The organism is Citrobacter sp. CK206 (assembly GCF_030333125.1).
Classification (GTDB): domain Bacteria; phylum Pseudomonadota; class Gammaproteobacteria; order Enterobacterales; family Enterobacteriaceae; genus Citrobacter_B; species Citrobacter_B koseri.
The window spans coordinates 93,432-113,144 of record NZ_JAOWGM010000023.1; the positions used below are offsets into that span (position 1 = coordinate 93,432).

The following is a 19,713-nucleotide window of genomic DNA, read 5'->3' on the forward strand; positions in this document are numbered from 1 at the left end:
GCTTCACCGAAACCCTGGGGCTTGCTCCGGGGTTTTTTATATTTGAAATAACATCAGAAGGATTAGCTATGAAACTCTTCGCCCAGGGCTCCACGCTGGATCTCTCTCACCCACACGTAATGGGCATCCTGAACGTCACGCCGGATTCTTTCTCCGATGGCGGGACGCACAATACGCTGGTGGAGGCGGTGAAGCACGCTAATCTGATGATTAACGCCGGAGCGACGATTATTGATGTCGGCGGCGAATCAACGCGACCTGGCGCGGCGGATGTCAGCGTTGAAGAAGAACTGGAACGCGTGATCCCGGTAGTTGAGTCCATCGCCCAGCGTTTTGAGGTATGGATTTCAGTGGATACCTCAAAACCGGAGGTGATTCGGGAATCGGCAAGAGTGGGCGCTCACATCATCAACGACATTCGCTCCCTCTCTGAACCGGGCGCGCTTGAGGCGGCGGCTGAGACTGGTTTACCGGTCTGCCTGATGCATATGCAAGGGCAGCCTAAAACAATGCAGGAAGCGCCAAAGTACGAAGACGTTTTTGCGGAGGTCAATCGCTACTTTATTGACCAAATAGCACGCTGTGAAAGGGCTGGCATCGCAAAAGAGAAATTGTTGCTCGACCCGGGATTCGGTTTCGGTAAAAATCTCTCCCATAACTATACGTTACTGGCACGTCTGGCGGAGTTTCATCATTTTAACCTGCCGCTGCTGGTGGGAATGTCACGTAAATCGATGATTGGTCAGTTGCTCAACGTCGGGCCCTCCGATCGTTTGAGCGGGAGCCTGGCGTGTGCGGTTATCGCCGCAATGCAGGGGGCGCATATCATTCGTGTCCATGACGTTAAAGAAACCGTAGAAGCGATGCGTGTGGTAGAAGCCACCCTGTCTGCAAAGGAAAATAAACGCTATGAGTAATCGTAAATATTTTGGCACCGATGGGATCCGTGGTCGTGTAGGCGATGCGCCCATTACTCCTGACTTTGTGCTTAAGCTGGGCTGGGCCGCAGGGAAAGTGCTGGCGCGTCATGGTTCACGTAAAATCATTATCGGTAAAGACACGCGTATTTCTGGCTATATGCTGGAGTCTGCGCTGGAAGCCGGTCTGGCGGCGGCGGGATTGTCTGCCTCTTTTACCGGCCCGATGCCGACGCCTGCGGTGGCTTACCTGACCCGAACCTTCCGTGCAGAGGCCGGGATCGTTATCTCCGCTTCGCATAACCCGTTTTATGACAACGGGATTAAATTCTTCTCCATTGACGGCACCAAACTGCCTGATGAAGTTGAAGAGGCTATTGAAGCAGAGATGGAAAAAGAGATCACCTGCGTGGATTCCTCAGAGCTGGGTAAAGCCAGCCGTATTGTGGATGCTGCGGGGCGCTACATTGAGTTCTGCAAAGGTACGTTCCCGAACGAACTGAGCCTGAATGAGCTGAAGATTGTTGTGGATTGCGCCAACGGCGCGACCTATCACATTGCACCGAACGTCCTGCGTGAACTGGGTGCGAATGTCATTGCGATTGGCTGTGAGCCGAACGGCGTCAATATTAATGAAGAAGTCGGCGCTACGGATGTGCGTGCGCTACAGGCGCGCGTGATCGCGGAGAAAGCCGATTTAGGGATCGCGCTGGACGGCGACGGCGATCGCGTGATCATGGTTGACCATGAAGGGAATAAAGTCGATGGCGATCAGATCATGTATATCATCGCCCGCGAAGGTTTGCGTCAGGGTCAACTGCGCGGTGGCGCAGTCGGTACGCTGATGAGCAACATGGGCCTGGAGCTGGCGTTGAAACAGCTGGGCATTCCGTTCGCGCGTGCTAAAGTCGGCGACCGCTACGTGCTGGAAAAACTGCAAGAAAAAGGCTGGCGTATTGGGGCGGAAAACTCCGGCCACGTTATTCTGCTGGATAAAACCACCACCGGTGACGGTATTGTCGCGGGGCTACAGGTTCTGGCGGCGATGGTGCGTAACCACATGAGTCTGCACGATTTGTGCAGCGGCATGAAAATGTTCCCGCAGATTCTGGTTAACGTACGTTATGCAGCCGGTAGCGGCGATCCGCTGGAGAATGACAACGTTAAGGCTGTGACGGCGGAAGTCGAAGCGGCGCTGGGAAATCGTGGTCGCGTGCTGCTGCGTAAGTCCGGTACTGAACCGTTAATTCGCGTAATGGTAGAAGGCGAGGATGAAGCGCAGGTTACTGAGTTTGCTCATCGTATTGCGGATGCCGTAAAAGCGGTTTAATCCTGGTGATAAGTGACTAAAAAGGCGGCGTTTGCCGCCTTTTTGTTGCAGGAAAAAGACCTTTTTGCTGTTTTTTTCCGCAGTTGATACAATGCACTAAAATTGCCCTTGCGAAGGTCATTCGCTTTGGTTAGTATTCACACCCGCTTCAGTGGGAAACAGTAAATTATCCCGCTTTATTGGTTGAAGCATTGGTATGCGGCAACTCCGCAAGGAACAGGTTGATTATGTACGAAGCTCTTTTGGTAGTTTTCCTTATTGTGGCAATTGGCCTGGTAGGCTTGATCATGCTACAGCAAGGTAAAGGCGCTGATATGGGAGCCTCCTTTGGAGCAGGCGCTTCCGCTACGCTGTTTGGTTCAAGTGGTTCTGGTAACTTCATGACCCGTATGACGGCTGTGCTGGCAACGCTGTTCTTCATCATCAGTCTGGCGCTGGGCAATATCAACAGCAACAAGACCAATAAAGGAAGTGAGTGGGAAAATCTGAGCGCTCCGGCAAAAAACGAGCAGACTCAGCCAGTTGCACCGGCACAGCCGAGCAGCGATATCCCACACTAAGATTTCCGTGCCGAGGTGGTGGAATTGGTAGACACGCTACCTTGAGGTGGTAGTGCCCAATAGGGCTTACGGGTTCAAGTCCCGTCCTCGGTACCAATATTCCGAAAGAAAGACGCTGAAAAGCGTCTTTTTTTTCGTCTGCATTCCGCGGGGGTTATAGACTTTGTTTTTGTCGGTTGGATAAGGCGTTTACGCCGCCATCCGACATGTTACGTAATGTGCCTGATGGCACTTTGTTTATCAGGCCTACACCGCCCAAAAAAGGCCGCTTACGCGGCCTTTAATCGTTGTCCGTTAACTTACTTGCCTTTGTTTTCCAGATTCTCAACCTGCGGCAAACCTGTCGCGGAAGAGGCGGAAAGCAGGCCTGACTGCGCATAACCAAACAGTTTTTCACGCGTATCGGTGATATCCAGGTTGCGCATCGTCAACTGACCGATACGGTCATCCGGCGAGAACACGGAGTCTCCTTTTTCCATCGTCAGACGCTCTGGTTTGTAGGTCAGATTGTCAGAGACGGTATTCAGGATCGAGTAGTCGTTACCACGACGCAGCTCCAGCGTGACTTCACCGGTAATCTGGCTGGCCACCCAACGTTGCAGACCGTCACGCAGCATCAGCGCCTGGGAGTCAAACCAGCGGCCCTGATACAGCAGTCGGCCTAACTGACGGCCATGCGCATGATACTGCTCGATCGTGTCTTCGTTGTGGATGCCGGTCAGCAGACGCTCGTAGGCAATATGCAGCAGCGCCATCCCCGGCGCTTCATAGATACCCCGGCTCTTCGCTTCGATGATACGGTTCTCAATCTGATCGCTCATACCCAGACCGTGACGGCCGCCGATACGGTTGGCTTCCAGCATCAGTTCAACATCATCGCTGAAGGTCTTACCGTTCAACGCGACAGGATGCCCCTGTTCAAAGCGCACGGTAACTTCTTCCGCCGGGATTTTCACGTTTTCATCCCAGAACTTGACGCCCATGATTGGATTGACGATCTTGACGCTGGAGTTCAGGAATTCCAGATCTTTGGCTTCATGGGTCGCGCCGAGCATGTTGGAGTCAGTGGAATAGGCCTTTTCGACGGACATCTTGTAGTCGAAACCGCAGGCAATCATAAACTCGGACATCTCATGACGACCGCCCAGCTCATCAATAAAGTCGGTATCCAGCCACGGTTTGTAAATCTGTAGCTCCGCGTTGGTCAACAGGCCGTAACGGTAGAAACGCTCGATGTCGTTTCCTTTATAGGTACTGCCGTCGCCCCAGATGTTAACACCATCTTCCTTCATCGCGGCGACCAGCATCGTGCCGGTAACGGCGCGGCCCAGCGGCGTGGTGTTGAAATAGGTCAGTCCGCCGGTGGTGTTATGGAAAGCGCCGCACTGGATCGCGGCGATCCCTTCGGCAACCAGCTGTTTACGGCAATCAATCAGGCGAGCGTTCTCTGCGCCGTATTCCATTGCGCGACGAGGAATGGCGTCATAGTCATCCTCATCCGGCTGACCCAGATTCGCAGTATATGCATAAGGGACAGCGCCTTTTTGTCGCATCCACAGCAGTGCAGCACTGGTGTCCAGGCCGCCGGAAAAAGCGATACCAATACGTTGACCTACCGGAAGATGCTTGAGAATCGTCGTCATAAATAAAACCCTGCTTGATAGACTGATGAAGAGATCGGCTTTCTGCTCTCAGTGCATTTTTATGCAAAATAAGTGAGTTTTCATTTAATCATCTTTTACGGATGACAGGAAGAGTTTAGTGATAATTTCGTTAAAAAACGGTATGGGGTGGCTTCTTTCCTGACTGGTACGGTTTCTTAACGGAGGCCGGGTTAGTATTCATTCATGTGCATATTATTAACGCGGTTGACATATCGCATATTGAATCAATATAATACGCGCAGATTTTACGTCCCGTCCTCGGTACCAAATCCCAGCAGTATTTGCATCTTTTACCCAAAGCGAGTAAAATTTGCCACGTTTCAGGCGCGGGGTGGAGCAGCCTGGTAGCTCGTCGGGCTCATAACCCGAAGGTCGTCGGTTCAAATCCGGCCCCCGCAACCACTTTCCCTTAGAGTTCTTTTTCAAATATACTGTGAAGACTTAGGCCTTCGTAGCTGGATTTGAAAAAAATTCTTTCGGAAGGTTCTCCAGACCGCAGTTGCGGTTATAGGGTTCAGTTATCTAAAGCCCCGATTTATCGGGGTTTTTTGTTATCTGACTACAGAATAACTGGGCTTTAGGCCCTTTTTTTATGTCTTGGGGGTGGGCTTGTCCACATTAGAGCAAAAATTAACAGAGATGATTACAGCGCCAGTTGAAGCCTTAGGTTACGAACTGGTCGGCATCGAATTTATTCGCGGTCGCACATCCACACTGCGCATCTATATTGATAGTGAAGATGGCATCAATGTTGATGATTGTGCTGATGTGAGTCACCAGGTGAGCGCGGTGCTGGATGTCGAAGATCCCATCACTGTGGCATACAACCTGGAAGTCTCCTCGCCAGGTCTCGACCGTCCTATGTTCACGGCTGAGCACTACGCGCGTTTCCTGGGTGAAGAAGTGACGCTGGTACTTCGTATGGCGGTACAAAACCGTCGTAAATGGCAGGGCGTTATCAAAGCGGTTGACGGTGAAATGATCACTGTCACAGTCGAAGGTAAAGATGAAGTGTTCGCGCTGAGTAATATCCAGAAGGCGAACCTGGTTCCCCACTTTTAATAGTCTGGATTGAGGTGAAAAGCCCGCGATGAACAAAGAAATTTTGGCCGTTGTTGAAGCCGTTTCCAATGAGAAAGCGCTGCCACGCGAGAAGATTTTTGAAGCGCTGGAAAGTGCGCTGGCTACAGCAACGAAGAAAAAATACGAACAAGAGATCGATGTTCGCGTACAAATCGATCGTAAAAGCGGTGATTTCGATACCTTCCGTCGTTGGTTAATCGTAGAAGAAGTCACGCTGCCGACAAAAGAAATTACGCTGGAAGCGGCGCGTTTTGAAGACGAAAGCCTGAACCTGGGCGACTACGTTGAAGATCAGATTGAATCTGTCACCTTTGACCGTATCACCACCCAGACGGCAAAACAGGTTATCGTACAGAAAGTTCGTGAAGCCGAGCGTGCGATGGTGGTCGATCAGTTCCGCGAGCACGAAGGCGAAATCATCACCGGCGTGGTGAAGAAAGTAAACCGCGACAACATCTCTTTGGATCTGGGCAGCAATGCTGAAGCCGTGATCCTGCGTGAAGATATGCTGCCGCGCGAAAACTTCCGTCCTGGCGACCGTATTCGTGGCGTTCTGTACTCCGTTCGCCCGGAAGCGCGCGGTGCGCAACTGTTTGTGACGCGTTCCAAACCGGAAATGCTGATCGAGCTGTTCCGTATCGAAGTACCGGAAATCGGCGAAGAAGTCATCGAAATTAAAGCGGCGGCCCGCGATCCGGGTTCCCGTGCGAAAATCGCGGTGAAAACCAACGACAAGCGTATCGATCCGGTCGGCGCCTGTGTGGGTATGCGTGGTGCGCGCGTTCAGGCCGTTTCTACTGAACTGGGCGGCGAGCGTATCGATATCGTCCTGTGGGATGATAACCCGGCGCAGTTCGTGATTAACGCGATGGCGCCAGCAGACGTCGCTTCTATCGTGGTGGATGAAGATAAACACACCATGGATATCGCTGTTGAAGCCGGTAACCTGGCTCAGGCGATCGGACGTAATGGTCAGAACGTCCGTCTGGCTGCGCAACTGAGCGGCTGGGAACTTAACGTGATGACGGTTGATGACTTGCAGGCTAAGCATCAGGCTGAAGCACATGCAGCTATCGATACCTTCACCAAATATCTCGATATTGATGAAGAGTTCGCAACCGTACTGGTTGAAGAAGGTTTCGCGACGCTGGAAGAACTGGCCTACGTGCCAATGAAAGAACTGCTGGAAATCGACGGGCTGGATGAACCGACCGTTGAAGCGCTGCGCGAGCGTGCCAAAAACGCACTGACCACTCTGGCACTGGCCCAGGAAGAAAGCCTTGGTGATAACAAACCGTCTGACGATCTGCTGAATCTGGAAGGATTGGGTCGCGACCTGGCATTCAAACTGGCTGCCCGTGGTGTTTGTACGCTGGAAGATCTCGCTGAGCAGGGCATTGATGATCTGGCTGATATCGAAGGGTTGACCGACGAAAAAGCCGGTGAGCTGATTATGGCTGCCCGTAATATTTGCTGGTTCGGCGACGAAGCGTAATAAACTGTAGCAGGAAGGAACAGCATGACAGATGTAACCGTAAAAGCGCTGGCCGCAGAGATACAGACCTCCGTGGATCGCCTGGTACAGCAATTCGCTGATGCCGGTATCCCGAAGTCTGCTGATGACTCTGTGTCCGCACAAGAAAAACAGACTTTACTGGCGCACCTGAATCGTGAAAATGGTTCAGGGCCGGATAAGTTGACGCTGCAACGTAAAACGCGCAGCACGTTGAATATTCCAGGTACCGGTGGAAAAAGTAAATCGGTACAAATCGAAGTCCGCAAGAAACGCACCTTTGTGAAACGCGATCCGCAAGAGACAGAACGTCTCGCCGCGGAAGAGCAGGCGCAGCGTGAAGCGGAAGAGCAAGCCCGTCGTGAGGCAGAAGAAACAGCCAAACGCGAGGCGCAACAAAAAGCTGACCGTGAGGCCGCAGAACAAGCTAAACGTGACGCCGCTGAAAAAGCGAAACGTGAAGCTGCGGAAAAAGACAAAGTGAGCAATCAACAGACTGACGATATGACCAAAACCGCCCAGGCCGAAAAAGCCCGCCGTGAAAATGAAGCAGCAGAGCTGAAGCGTAAAGCGGAAGAAGAAGCGCGTCGCAAACTTGAAGAAGAAGCGCGTCGCGTAGCAGAAGAAGCTCGCCGCATGGCGGAAGAGAACAAATGGACTGATAACGCGGAGCCGACTGAAGACACCAGCGATTATCACGTTACCACGTCTCAACACGCCCGCCAGGCCGAAGACGAAAACGACCGTGAAGTTGAAGGCGGCCGTGGTCGTAGTCGCAATGCGAAAGCAGCGCGTCCGGCGAAAAAAGGCAACAAACACTCTGAATCGAAAGCCGATCGTGAAGAAGCCCGTGCGGCCGTTCGCGGCGGTAAAGGCGGTAAAAACCGTAAAGGTTCTGCTCTGCAACAGAGCTTCCAGAAACCGGTTCAGGCTGTTAACCGTGACGTTGTGATTGGTGAAACCATCACCGTTGGCGAGCTGGCGAACAAGATGGCGGTAAAAGGCTCTCAGGTCATCAAAGCGATGATGAAGCTGGGCGCGATGGCAACCATCAACCAGGTCATCGACCAGGAAACCGCACAGCTGGTTGCTGAAGAGATGGGCCATAAAGTTATCCTGCGTCGTGAAAACGAGCTGGAAGAAGCGGTAATGAGCGACCGTGATACAGGTGCGGCGGCAGAACCGCGTGCTCCGGTTGTGACCATCATGGGCCACGTTGACCACGGTAAAACCTCTCTGCTGGACTACATTCGTTCAACGAAAGTTGCCTCTGGCGAAGCGGGCGGCATTACCCAGCACATCGGTGCTTACCACGTTGAAACCGACAACGGTATGATCACCTTCCTGGATACCCCGGGTCACGCCGCGTTTACCTCTATGCGTGCTCGTGGTGCGCAGGCAACGGATATCGTTGTTCTGGTTGTGGCGGCAGACGACGGCGTGATGCCGCAGACCATCGAAGCTATCCAGCACGCGAAAGCGGCGGGTGTGCCGGTTGTGGTTGCGGTGAACAAGATCGATAAGCCAGAAGCCGATCCGGATCGTGTTAAAAACGAACTGTCCCAGTACGGCATCCTGCCGGAAGAGTGGGGCGGCGAAAGCCAGTTCGTCCACGTATCTGCAAAAGCGGGTACCGGCATCGACGAACTGCTGGATGCAATCCTGTTGCAGGCTGAAGTCCTCGAACTGAAAGCAGTTCGTAAAGGCATGGCGAGCGGCGCGGTAATCGAATCCTTCCTGGATAAAGGTCGTGGTCCGGTTGCAACCGTCCTGGTTCGTGAAGGTACGCTGAACAAAGGCGACATCGTCCTGTGTGGCTTCGAATATGGCCGCGTTCGTGCAATGCGTAACGAACTGGGTCAGGAAGTGCTGGAAGCGGGTCCGTCCATTCCGGTTGAGATCCTGGGTCTGTCCGGTGTTCCGGCTGCCGGTGATGAAGTGACCGTGGTTCGTGACGAGAAGAAAGCCCGTGAAGTTGCGCTGTATCGTCAGGGTAAATTCCGCGAAGTTAAACTGGCGCGTCAGCAGAAATCTAAACTTGAGAACATGTTCGCTAACATGACCGAAGGCGAAGTTCATGAAGTGAACATCGTGCTGAAAGCGGACGTTCAGGGCTCTGTGGAAGCAATCTCCGACTCTTTACTGAAACTGTCTACCGACGAAGTTAAAGTGAAGATCATCGGTTCCGGCGTAGGTGGTATCACCGAAACCGACGCAACCCTGGCTGCTGCATCCAATGCGATCCTGGTTGGCTTCAACGTGCGTGCTGATGCCTCTGCGCGTAAAGTGATTGAAGCGGAAAGCCTGGATCTGCGCTACTACTCCGTCATCTATAACCTGATCGACGAAGTGAAAGCGGCAATGAGCGGCATGCTGTCTCCAGAACTGAAACAGCAGATCATTGGTCTGGCTGAAGTCCGTGACGTGTTCAAATCACCGAAATTTGGCGCTGTCGCAGGCTGTATGGTTACTGAAGGTACGATTAAACGCCACAACCCGATCCGCGTACTGCGCGACAACGTGGTTATCTACGAAGGCGAGCTGGAATCCCTGCGCCGCTTCAAAGATGACGTTAACGAAGTCCGTAACGGCATGGAATGTGGTATCGGCGTTAAGAACTACAACGACGTTCGCGTTGGCGATATGATCGAAGTGTTCGAGATCATCGAGATCCAACGTACGATTGCGTAAGGTCGGCCGGGTTGTAGGCCGGATAAGGCGTTTACGCCGCCATCCGGCAATGTAATGCCTGATGGCGCCATGCTTATCAGGCCTACAGTTTATAGCCCACGCCACCCGGCATGAAATTTAAAAAGGGGCTTTTGGCCCCTTTTTTGTCTTTATTCTGGAGAATTTATTATGGCGAAAGAATTTGGTCGCCCGCAGCGCGTAGCCCAGGAAATGCAAAAAGAGATCGCTATCATCCTGCAACGCGAAATTAAAGATCCGCGTCTTGGCATGATGACCACCGTTTCCGGTGTGGAGATGTCCCGCGATCTGGCCTATGCCAAAGTGTATGTCACCTTTCTGAACGACAAAGATGAAGACGCGGTAAAAGCGGGCATCAAAGCGTTGCAGGAAGCGTCTGGCTTTATCCGTACCCTGCTGGGGAAAGCGATGCGTCTGCGTATCGTGCCGGAACTGACCTTCTTCTACGACAACTCGCTGGTTGAAGGGATGCGTATGTCTAACCTGGTGACTAACGTGGTGAAACATGACGAAGAACGTCGTGTGAACCCGGACGACAGCAAGGAGGACTAATGAGTCGTCCTCGTCGTCGTGGTCGCGACATTCACGGCGTCCTGCTGCTGGATAAGCCGCAGGGCATGTCCAGCAATGACGTCTTGCAGAAAGTAAAACGCATCTATAACGCCAACCGTGCCGGACATACCGGCGCGCTGGACCCGCTGGCGACGGGCATGTTGCCCATCTGCCTTGGGGAAGCGACAAAGTTTTCGCAGTATCTGCTGGATTCTGACAAACGTTACCGCGTGATTGCCCGCCTGGGGCAGCGTACCGACACCTCCGATGCCGATGGTCAAATCGTGCAGGAACGTCCGGTGACCTTCAGCGCAGAGCAGTTAGCTGCCGCGCTGGAGACGTTCCGTGGCGATATCGAGCAGATTCCATCGATGTATTCGGCGCTGAAGTATCAGGGCAAGAAGCTCTACGAATATGCGCGTCAGGGGATTGAAGTTCCCCGTGAAGCCCGCCCGATTACCGTTTACGAACTGCTGTTTATTCGCCATGAAGGGGATGAACTGGAGCTGGAGGTTCACTGCTCGAAGGGCACCTACATTCGCACCATTATCGATGATTTGGGTGAGAAACTTGGGTGTGGCGCGCATGTGATCTTCCTGCGACGTCTGGCGGTCAGTAAATATCCGGTTGACCGTATGGTCACGCTGGAACAGCTACGTGAGCTTGTTGAACAGGCGGAACGGCAGGATATTCCGGCTGCGCAACTGTTAGATCCGCTGCTGATGCCGATGGACAGTCCGGCTTCGGACTATCCAGTTGTCAATCTTCCTTTAACGTCATCGGTTTACTTTAAAAACGGTAACCCGGTACGGACGACAGGCGTGCCGCTTGAAGGGCTGGTTCGCGTGACGGAAGGTGATGACGAAAAATTTATTGGCATGGGCGAAATCGACGATGAAGGCCGCGTGGCGCCTCGTCGGTTAGTGGTTGAGTACCCGGCGTAATGCTGCTCCGTCTTGCGATAACAGGACGCTACGAGTAGAATACCGCCGCTTAACGTCACGTAAATTTTTTAACAAGTTCGCGCGGCGTTTACATGGGGTCGCTGAATTAGAGATTGGCACCCTTTCATTCTTTATTATTTTTGGAGTTCATCATGTCTCTAAGCGTTGAAGCTAAAGCTAAAATCGTTTCTGAGTTTGGTCGTGGTACTAACGACAGCGGTTCTACCGAAGTTCAGGTTGCTCTGCTGACTGCACAGATTAACCACCTGCAGGGCCACTTTGCAGAGCACAAAAAAGATCACCACAGCCGTCGTGGTCTGCTGCGCATGGTTTCTCAGCGTCGTAAACTGCTCGACTACCTGAAACGTAAAGATGTTGCACGTTACACCGCGCTGATCGAGCGTCTGGGTCTGCGTCGCTAATTCTTGCGAGTTTCAGAAAGAGGGGGCCTTCATGGCCCCTTTTTTCAACCAGACGGCAGCAATTCACTGGAAACTAATGTATTGTTGCTATGGATGATCTTCCGTTGCAGAGGTTCGCGCGGCTAATGAGAGGCTTCACCCAAAGAGCATGGGTTAGGGTTGTCATTAGTCGCGAGGATGCGCAGAAGATCGGGTATTAACGATGGCGCCTGAGTGTGCCGTCAAAAATTAAGAAAGGGTATTATTTTGCTTAATCCGATCGTTCGTAAATTCCAGTACGGTCAGCATACCGTTACGCTGGAAACTGGCATGATGGCGCGTCAGGCAACTGCCGCCGTTATGGTAAGCATGGATGACACTGCGGTATTCGTTACCGTTGTTGGTCAGAAAAAAGCGAAGCCGGGCCAGGATTTCTTCCCGCTGACCGTTAACTATCAGGAGCGTACTTACGCTGCTGGCCGTATCCCGGGCAGCTTCTTCCGTCGTGAAGGCCGTCCGAGCGAAGGCGAAACCCTGATCGCGCGTCTGATTGACCGCCCGGTTCGTCCGCTGTTCCCGGAAGGCTTCGTTAACGAAGTTCAGGTTATCGCAACCGTCGTTTCCGTTAACCCGCAGGTTAACCCGGATATCGTCGCGATGATCGGTGCTTCCGCCGCGCTGTCTCTGTCCGGCATTCCGTTCAACGGCCCGATTGGCGCCGCGCGTGTTGGTTATATCAATGACCAGTATGTACTGAACCCGACTCAGGACGAACTGAAAGAAAGTAAGCTGGACCTGGTGGTTGCCGGTACTGAAGCGGCTGTTCTGATGGTTGAATCCGAAGCAGAACTGCTGAGCGAAGACACCATGCTGGGCGCCGTGGTATTCGGCCACGAGCAGCAGCAGATTGTGATTCAGAACATCAACGATCTGGTGAAAGAAGCGGGCAAACCGCGTTGGGACTGGCAGCCGGAAGCGGTAAACGAAGCGCTGAACGCGCGCGTTGCTGCACTGGCCGAAGCTCGCCTGAGCGACGCTTACCGTATCACCGACAAACAGGAGCGTTATGCTCAGGTTGACGTGATCAAATCTGAAACCATCGCTGCGCTGGTTGCAGAAGACGAAACCCTGGACGAAAACGAACTGGGCGAAATCCTGCACGCTATCGAGAAAAACGTTGTTCGTAGCCGCGTACTGGCCGGCGAGCCGCGTATTGATGGCCGTGAAAAAGACATGATCCGTGGCCTGGACGTGCGTACTGGCGTGCTGCCGCGTACTCACGGTTCCGCGCTGTTCACTCGTGGCGAAACGCAGGCGCTGGTCACGGCGACGCTGGGTACCGCTCGTGACGCGCAGGTTCTTGATGAACTGATGGGCGAACGCACTGACAGCTTCCTGTTCCACTACAACTTCCCTCCGTACTCCGTTGGCGAAACCGGCATGGTCGGTTCTCCGAAGCGTCGTGAAATTGGTCACGGTCGTCTGGCGAAGCGCGGCGTTCTGGCAGTTATGCCGGAAATGGACAAATTCCCGTACACCGTTCGCGTGGTGTCTGAAATCACCGAATCCAACGGGTCTTCCTCTATGGCTTCCGTGTGTGGCGCTTCCCTGGCGCTGATGGACGCAGGCGTGCCGATTAAAGCGGCCGTTGCGGGTATCGCGATGGGTCTGGTGAAAGAAGGCGACAACTTTGTTGTTCTGTCTGACATCCTGGGCGACGAAGACCACCTGGGCGATATGGACTTCAAAGTGGCGGGTTCCCGCGACGGTATCTCTGCGTTGCAGATGGATATCAAAATTGAAGGTATCACCAAAGAGATCATGCAGGTTGCGCTGAACCAGGCAAAAGGTGCGCGTCTGCACATCCTGGGCGTGATGGAACAGGCGATCAACGCGCCGCGTGGCGACATTTCTCAGTTCGCTCCGCGTATCCACACCATCAAGATCAACCCGGACAAGATCAAAGACGTTATCGGTAAGGGCGGTTCTGTTATCCGTGCTCTGACCGAAGAAACCGGCACCACCATCGAAATCGAAGATGACGGTACGGTGAAGATCGCGGCGACCGACGGCGAAAAAGCGAAACATGCTATCCGTCGTATCGAAGAGATCACTGCGGAAATCGAAGTGGGCCGTATCTACAATGGTAAAGTGACCCGCATCGTTGACTTTGGCGCGTTTGTTGCCATTGGCGGCGGTAAAGAAGGTCTGGTACACATCTCTCAGATCGCTGACAAGCGCGTAGAGAAAGTGACCGATTACCTGCAAATGGGTCAGGAAGTACCGGTTAAAGTTCTGGAAGTTGATCGCCAGGGCCGCGTACGTCTGAGCATTAAAGAAGCAACTGAGCAGTCTCAACCAGCTGCTGCGCCGGAAGCTCCGGCAGCAGAACAGGGCGAGTAAGGTTGCCATTTGCCCTCCGCTTTGGCGGAGGGCCTTTGACCCGGCAGGACGCCTTGTCAGCAACCGGGGAACAGGACGTTCATTCAATCGTTGTCTTCGGGAGTGGGAAATGAAGCCTTTTTTGCGCTGGTGTTTCGTTGCGACAGCACTCACGCTGGCAGGATGCAGCAACTCTGCCTGGCGTAAGAGTGAAGTCCTCGCGGTGCCATTGCAACCGACTTTGCAGCAGGAAGTGATTCTGGCACGCATGGAACAAATTCTTGCCAGTCGGGCTTTAACCGATGACGAACGCGCACAGCTTTTATATGAGCGCGGAGTGTTGTATGATAGTCTGGGTCTGAGGGCATTAGCGCGAAATGATTTTTCACAAGCGCTGGCAATCCGACCGGATATGCCTGAAGTATTCAATTACTTAGGCATTTATTTAACGCAGGCAGGCAATTTTGATGCTGCCTATGAAGCGTTTGATTCTGTACTTGAGCTTGATCCAACTTACAACTACGCGTACTTAAATCGCGGTATCGCATTGTATTACGGCGGTCGCGACAAGTTAGCGCAAGATGATCTGCTGGCGTTTTATCAAGACGATCCCAATGATCCTTTCCGCAGCCTGTGGCTTTATCTCGCTGAGCAGAAGCTCGATGAGAAGCAGGCGAAAGAAGCGTTAAAGCAACGCTTCGAGAAATCGGATAAAGAACAATGGGGATGGAACATTGTCGAGTTCTACCTGGGCAACATTAGCGAAGCAACGCTGATGGAACGCCTGAAGGCGGACGCAACGGATAACACCTCGCTCGCTGAGCATCTCAGTGAAACCAACTTCTATTTAGGTAAGTATTACCTAAGTCTGGGGGATTTGGACAACGCTACGGCATTGTTCAAACTGGCGGTGGCTAACAACGTTCATAACTTTGTTGAGCACCGATACGCATTGTTGGAATTATCGCTCCTGGGCCAGGACCAAGATGACCTGGCAGAATCGGACCAGCAATAGCTGACGTACACATCAGCCCGTAATCTTTTTGATTGCCATCACCTTCACGGGTGAGGGCGTTGTTGTTCGTTAATACACCTACTTTGAGCCGGTTCACACTTTTCAATGAAAATTGCAGATCAATTTCATGATGAGTTATGTAGACTGGCCGCCATTAATTTTGAGGCACACGTACTACATGGCTGAATTCGAAACCACTTTTGCAGATCTGGGCCTGAAGGCTCCTATCCTTGACGCCCTTAACGATCTGGGTTACGAAAAACCATCTCCAATCCAGGCAGAGTGCATCCCGCATCTGCTGGGCGGTCGCGATGTTCTGGGTATGGCCCAGACCGGTAGCGGCAAAACCGCAGCGTTCTCCTTACCGCTGCTTAACAATCTTGATCCTGAGCTGAAGGCACCTCAGATTCTGGTGCTGGCACCGACCCGCGAACTGGCGGTTCAGGTTGCTGAAGCCATGACGGATTTCTCTAAACATATGCGCGGCGTGAACGTGGTTGCCCTGTACGGCGGCCAGCGTTATGACGTGCAGTTACGCGCCCTGCGTCAAGGGCCGCAGATCGTTGTCGGTACGCCGGGACGTCTGCTTGATCACTTAAAACGCGGCACGCTGGATCTCTCTAAACTGAGCGGTCTGGTGCTGGACGAAGCCGACGAAATGCTGCGTATGGGCTTCATCGAAGACGTTGAAACCATCATGGCGCAGATTCCTGAAGGTCATCAGACCGCACTGTTCTCTGCCACCATGCCGGAAGCGATTCGTCGCATTACCCGCCGCTTTATGAAAGAGCCGCAGGAAGTGCGCATTCAGTCCAGCGTGACCACGCGTCCTGACATCAGCCAGAGCTACTGGACTGTCTGGGGCATGCGTAAAAACGAAGCGCTGGTGCGTTTCCTGGAAGCTGAAGATTTTGATGCGGCGATTATCTTCGTTCGTACTAAAAATGCGACCCTGGAAGTGGCTGAAGCGCTGGAGCGTAGCGGTTACAACAGCGCCGCGCTGAATGGCGACATGAACCAGGCGCTGCGTGAGCAGACTCTGGAGCGTCTGAAAGACGGTCGTCTGGATATCCTGATTGCAACTGACGTTGCGGCCCGTGGCCTGGACGTTGAGCGCATCAGCCTGGTTGTAAACTACGATATCCCGATGGACTCCGAGTCTTACGTTCACCGTATCGGCCGTACCGGTCGTGCGGGTCGTGCTGGCCGCGCGCTGCTGTTCGTTGAGAACCGCGAGCGTCGTCTGCTGCGCAACATTGAACGCACCATGAAGCTGACCATCCCGGAAGTGGAACTGCCGAACGCAGAACTGCTGGGCAAACGCCGTCTGGAAAAATTTGCAGCGAAAGTTCAGCAGCAGCTGGAAAGCAGCGATCTGGATCAGTACCGCGCGCTGCTGGCGAAAATCCAGCCGACCGAAGAAGGCGAAGAGCTGGATCTCGAAACGCTGGCTGCCGCACTGCTGAAAATGGCGCAGGGCGAACGCACGCTGATCGTACCGCCGGATGCGCCGATGCGTCCTAAACGTGAATTCCGTGACCGTGATGACCGTGGTCCGCGCGATCGTAACGATCGTGGCCCGCGTGCTGATCGTGGTGACCGTGAAGATCGTCCGCGTCGTGAACGTCGTGACGTTGGCGATATGCAGCTGTACCGCATTGAAGTGGGCCGTGATGACGGTGTTGAAGTGCGTCATATCGTTGGCGCGATTGCTAACGAAGGCGACATCAGCAGCCGTTACATTGGTAACATCAAGCTGTTTGCTTCCCACTCCACCATTGAGCTGCCGAAAGGTATGCCGGGTGAGGTGTTGCAGCACTTTACGCGCACCCGCATCCTGAACAAGCCGATGAACATGCAGCTGCTGGGCGATGCGCAACCGCATTCCGGTAACGAGCGTCGTGGCGGTGGTCGTAGCTTCGGTGGCGAGCGTCGTGAAGGCGGTCGTGGTTTTGGCGGCGAACGTCGTGAAGGTGGCCGTGGTGATGGTCGTCGTTTCAGCGGTGAGCGTCGTGAAGGCCGTGCGCCGCGTCGTGACGACTCCACCGGTCGTCGTCGTTTCGGCGGTGATGCGTAATTCACGCTAAATCGCGGTCTCGCACCGTAAAGTAAAATATACAGCCCCGATGATTGCGATCGGGGCTTTTTTTATTTCTTTTGTACTCGTGTACTGGTACAGTGCGACACAATAAAATGCAGTCGCAATATTATTCACTGGAGAGAGGGCTGAATGGCAACACTAACCACCACCCAAACGTCACCTTCGCTGCTTGGCGGCGTGGTGATCATCGGCGGCACCATTATTGGCGCGGGAATGTTCTCCCTGCCGGTGGTCATGTCCGGTGCGTGGTTCTTCTGGTCGATGGCGGCGTTGGTGTTTACCTGGTTCTGTATGCTGCATTCCGGGCTGATGATCCTCGAAGCCAACCTCAACTACCGGATTGGCTCCAGCTTTGACACCATCACCAAAGACCTGCTGGGTAAAGGCTGGAACGTGGTGAATGGGATCTCTATTGCCTTTGTGCTCTATATCCTGACCTACGCCTATATCTCGGCGAGCGGCTCGATTCTGCATCATACCTTTGCTGAAATGTCGCTGAACGTTCCGGCGCGGGCAGCAGGTTTTGCGTTTGCGTTGCTGGTGGCCTTTGTCGTCTGGTTGAGTACGAAAGCGGTTAGCCGGATGACGGCGATTGTACTGGGCGCGAAAGTCATCACCTTCTTTCTGACCTTCGGCAGTCTGCTGGGGCACGTCACGCCGGCGACGCTGTTTAACGTAGCCGAAAGCAACGCGTCTTACACGCCGTACCTGCTGATGACATTGCCGTTTTGTCTGGCGTCGTTTGGTTATCACGGCAACGTGCCAAGCCTGATGAAATATTACGGTAAAGATCCGCGTACCATCGTGAAATGCCTGGTGTACGGTACGCTGATGGCGCTGGTGCTGTATACCATCTGGCTGTTGGGTACGATGGGTAATATTCCGCGCCCGGCGTTTATCGGTATTGCGCAGCAGGGCGGTAATATTGATGTGCTGGTACAGGCGCTGAGCGGCGTACTGAACAGCCGCAGTCTGGATCTGCTGCTGGTGGTGTTCTCTAACTTTGCGGTGGCGAGTTCGTTCCTCGGCGTGACGCTCGGTCTGTTTGACTATCTGGCGGATCTGTTTGGTTTTGATGATTCGGCGCTGGGGCGCTTCAAAACTGCGCTGCTGACTTTCCTGCCGCCGGTGATTGGCGGTCTGCTGTGGCCGAACGGGTTCCTGTATGCTATTGGCTATGCGGGGCTGGCGGCAACCATCTGGGCAGCCATTGTTCCGGCTCTGCTGGCGCGAGCTTCACGCCAACGCTTCGGCAGCCCGAAATTCCGCGTCTGGGGCGGCAAGCCGATGATTGCGCTGATTCTGGTATTCGGTATCGGCAATGCGCTGGTGCATATTCTGTCGAGCGTGAACCTGTTACCAGTGTACCAGTAAGTTTGTTGTGCCGGATGGCGGCTATGCCTTATCCGGCCTGAACAATCTCGTAGGCCCGGTAAGCGAAGCGCCACCGGGCAAAACAACGCACTACCCCACCAACTCTTCTTTCACCTGCATCGCCAGGTCAAACGAATGCAGCCGCGCCTGATGATCGAAAATCTGCCCGTTGACCATAATCTCATCCGCCTGCGTTTCGCGCAGAATAGATTCCAGCCCGTGACGCACTTTGGCTTTATCGCCCACCAGCGACATACTCAGCGCCTGCTGCACGCCATATTGCTCGGACGGCGACCAGAACTGATCCATATTTTGAATTGGCGCGGGTAGCTGCCCGGTCTCGCCGCGACGCAGTTTCACAAACGCCTGCTGCATAGAGGTAAACAGAAATTCCGCATCGCGATTGCTGTCAGCGGCGATGATATTGATGCACACCATTGCATACGGTTTTTCCAGCCGCGCGGACGGCTTGAACTGGGTGCGATAGAGATGCAGCGCCTGGAACAGCATATCGGGCGCGAAGTGGGAGGCGAAGGCGAACGGCAGACCACGCTGCGCCGCCAGCTGTGCACCGTACAGGCTGGAACCCAGCAGCCACACCGGTATCTTCTCGCCATAGCCCGGAACCGGGCGTACATGCGGATTGGGATCGCGCGCGTCGAACCAGTCCACCAGTTCAGCGACGTCGCGCGAGAAATTATCAATATCGCCGCTCATATGACGGCGCAGCGCCATCATGGTGCGCTGATCGCTTCCCGGCGCGCGCCCCAGGCCCAGATCAATCCGTCCAGGATAGAGCGTATTCAGCGTACCGAACTGCTCGGCGATAACCAGCGGCGAGTGGTTGGGGAGCATCACCCCGCCAGAACCCAGATGCAATGTGGTGGTATTGGCGGCCAGATAGCCAATCAGCACCGATGTCGCCGCGCTGGCGATACCGGTCATGTTGTGATGTTCCGCCAGCCAGTAGCGGTGATAGCCGCGCCGCTCTGCCAGACGGGCGAGATCCAGTGAGTGTGAGAAGGCCTCTTTCGCAGAGGAGCCTTCGGGGATCGGTGCCAGATCCAGCAGCGAAAATGGAATGGTTTTGTCAGTCATAACGGCTCACTTTGTCGTCGGTGAATCATTTAATACTGCATTAAAATTTGATTACCGTTGTTAACAAAGT

At 53.8% G+C, this 19,713-nt stretch carries 16 protein-coding genes and 2 tRNA genes; 16 read left to right on the forward strand and 2 right to left on the reverse strand.

The features are described from left to right. The first annotated feature begins 68 nt into the window (after positions 1-68). The 4 genes from folP to OGX81_RS07130 all read left to right on the forward strand — a co-directional run bounded on the left by folP (position 69) and on the right by OGX81_RS07130 (position 2,903). The gene (gene folP / locus OGX81_RS07115; RefSeq protein WP_058668151.1) at positions 69-917 is read left to right on the forward strand and encodes a dihydropteroate synthase; all 849 of its coding nucleotides are present in this window, start codon (positions 69-71) and stop codon (positions 915-917) included. Continuing rightward, positions 910-2,247 (forward strand): phosphoglucosamine mutase, encoded by a 1,338-nt coding sequence (gene glmM / locus OGX81_RS07120; protein ID WP_012135308.1) that lies wholly within the window; start codon positions 910-912, stop codon positions 2,245-2,247. Before folP ends, glmM begins: the two co-directional genes overlap by 8 nt. Before the next feature lie 227 nt (positions 2,248-2,474). Beyond that, positions 2,475-2,807, forward strand: coding sequence for a preprotein translocase subunit SecG (gene secG, locus OGX81_RS07125; RefSeq protein WP_104868138.1), 333 nt, complete (start codon positions 2,475-2,477; stop codon positions 2,805-2,807). Between the two features lie 9 nt (positions 2,808-2,816). After that, positions 2,817-2,903, forward strand: a tRNA-Leu gene (locus tag OGX81_RS07130). A 203-nt stretch (positions 2,904-3,106) separates the two neighbouring features. Here OGX81_RS07130 and argG read toward each other — a convergent pair. Further along, a complete protein-coding gene (gene argG, locus OGX81_RS07135) occupies positions 3,107-4,450 on the reverse strand; it encodes an argininosuccinate synthase (RefSeq protein ID WP_012135306.1) in 1,344 nt (447 codons plus the stop codon). A 346-nt stretch (positions 4,451-4,796) separates the two neighbouring features. Between argG and OGX81_RS07140 the strand changes: the two genes are divergently transcribed. The 12 genes from OGX81_RS07140 (at position 4,797) to mtr (ending at position 18,545) form a co-directional block, all read left to right on the forward strand. Next, positions 4,797-4,873: transfer RNA gene (locus OGX81_RS07140), tRNA-Met, on the forward strand. A 207-nt stretch (positions 4,874-5,080) separates the two neighbouring features. Then, a complete protein-coding gene (rimP, locus tag OGX81_RS07145; RefSeq protein ID WP_012135304.1) occupies positions 5,081-5,533 on the forward strand; it encodes a ribosome maturation factor RimP in 453 nt (150 codons plus the stop codon). Positions 5,534-5,561: 28 nt separating this feature from the next. Further along, complete coding sequence (nusA, locus tag OGX81_RS07150) at positions 5,562-7,049, forward strand: transcription termination factor NusA (RefSeq protein ID WP_012135303.1); 1,488 nt, start codon at positions 5,562-5,564, stop codon at positions 7,047-7,049. Positions 7,050-7,073: 24 nt separating this feature from the next. Continuing rightward, positions 7,074-9,758 (forward strand): translation initiation factor IF-2, encoded by a 2,685-nt coding sequence (gene infB / locus OGX81_RS07155; RefSeq protein WP_012135301.1) that lies wholly within the window; start codon positions 7,074-7,076, stop codon positions 9,756-9,758. 168 nt (positions 9,759-9,926) lie between these two features. Further along, a complete protein-coding gene (gene rbfA / locus OGX81_RS07160; RefSeq protein WP_001040203.1) occupies positions 9,927-10,328 on the forward strand; it encodes a 30S ribosome-binding factor RbfA in 402 nt (133 codons plus the stop codon). Beyond that, the gene (gene truB / locus OGX81_RS07165) at positions 10,328-11,272 is read left to right on the forward strand and encodes a tRNA pseudouridine(55) synthase TruB (RefSeq protein ID WP_012135299.1); all 945 of its coding nucleotides are present in this window, start codon (positions 10,328-10,330) and stop codon (positions 11,270-11,272) included. Before rbfA ends, truB begins: the two co-directional genes overlap by 1 nt. A gap of 152 nt (positions 11,273-11,424) precedes the next feature. Then, entirely contained in the window at positions 11,425-11,694 is a 270-nt protein-coding gene (rpsO, locus tag OGX81_RS07170) for a 30S ribosomal protein S15 (protein WP_003861789.1), read from the forward strand. A gap of 246 nt (positions 11,695-11,940) precedes the next feature. Beyond that, positions 11,941-14,076, forward strand: a complete 2,136-nt coding sequence (pnp, locus tag OGX81_RS07175) for a polyribonucleotide nucleotidyltransferase (protein ID WP_047461008.1) — start codon at positions 11,941-11,943, stop codon at positions 14,074-14,076. A gap of 109 nt (positions 14,077-14,185) precedes the next feature. After that, positions 14,186-15,070 carry a lipoprotein NlpI gene (nlpI, locus tag OGX81_RS07180; protein ID WP_012135296.1) on the forward strand — a complete coding sequence of 295 codons (885 nt, stop codon included), beginning with the start codon at positions 14,186-14,188 and terminating at the stop codon, positions 15,068-15,070. Positions 15,071-15,175: 105 nt separating this feature from the next. Beyond that, a complete protein-coding gene (gene yrbN / locus OGX81_RS07185; RefSeq protein WP_010723222.1) occupies positions 15,176-15,256 on the forward strand; it encodes a protein YrbN in 81 nt (26 codons plus the stop codon). Then, positions 15,249-17,147: an ATP-dependent RNA helicase DeaD gene (gene deaD / locus OGX81_RS07190; protein ID WP_024130983.1), complete on the forward strand. Its 1,899-nt coding sequence runs from the start codon at positions 15,249-15,251 to the stop codon at positions 17,145-17,147. The genes yrbN and deaD overlap by 8 nt, the downstream gene beginning before the upstream one ends. 153 nt (positions 17,148-17,300) lie before the next feature. Then, positions 17,301-18,545 carry a tryptophan permease gene (gene mtr / locus OGX81_RS07195; protein ID WP_047461011.1) on the forward strand — a complete coding sequence of 415 codons (1,245 nt, stop codon included), beginning with the start codon at positions 17,301-17,303 and terminating at the stop codon, positions 18,543-18,545. Between the two features lie 90 nt (positions 18,546-18,635). On the opposite strand, the gene OGX81_RS07200 is transcribed toward mtr, so the two are convergent. Further along, the gene (locus tag OGX81_RS07200) at positions 18,636-19,643 is read right to left on the reverse strand and encodes a luciferase-like monooxygenase (RefSeq protein WP_104868139.1); all 1,008 of its coding nucleotides are present in this window, start codon (positions 19,641-19,643) and stop codon (positions 18,636-18,638) included. Positions 19,644-19,713: the final 70 nt, after the last annotated feature.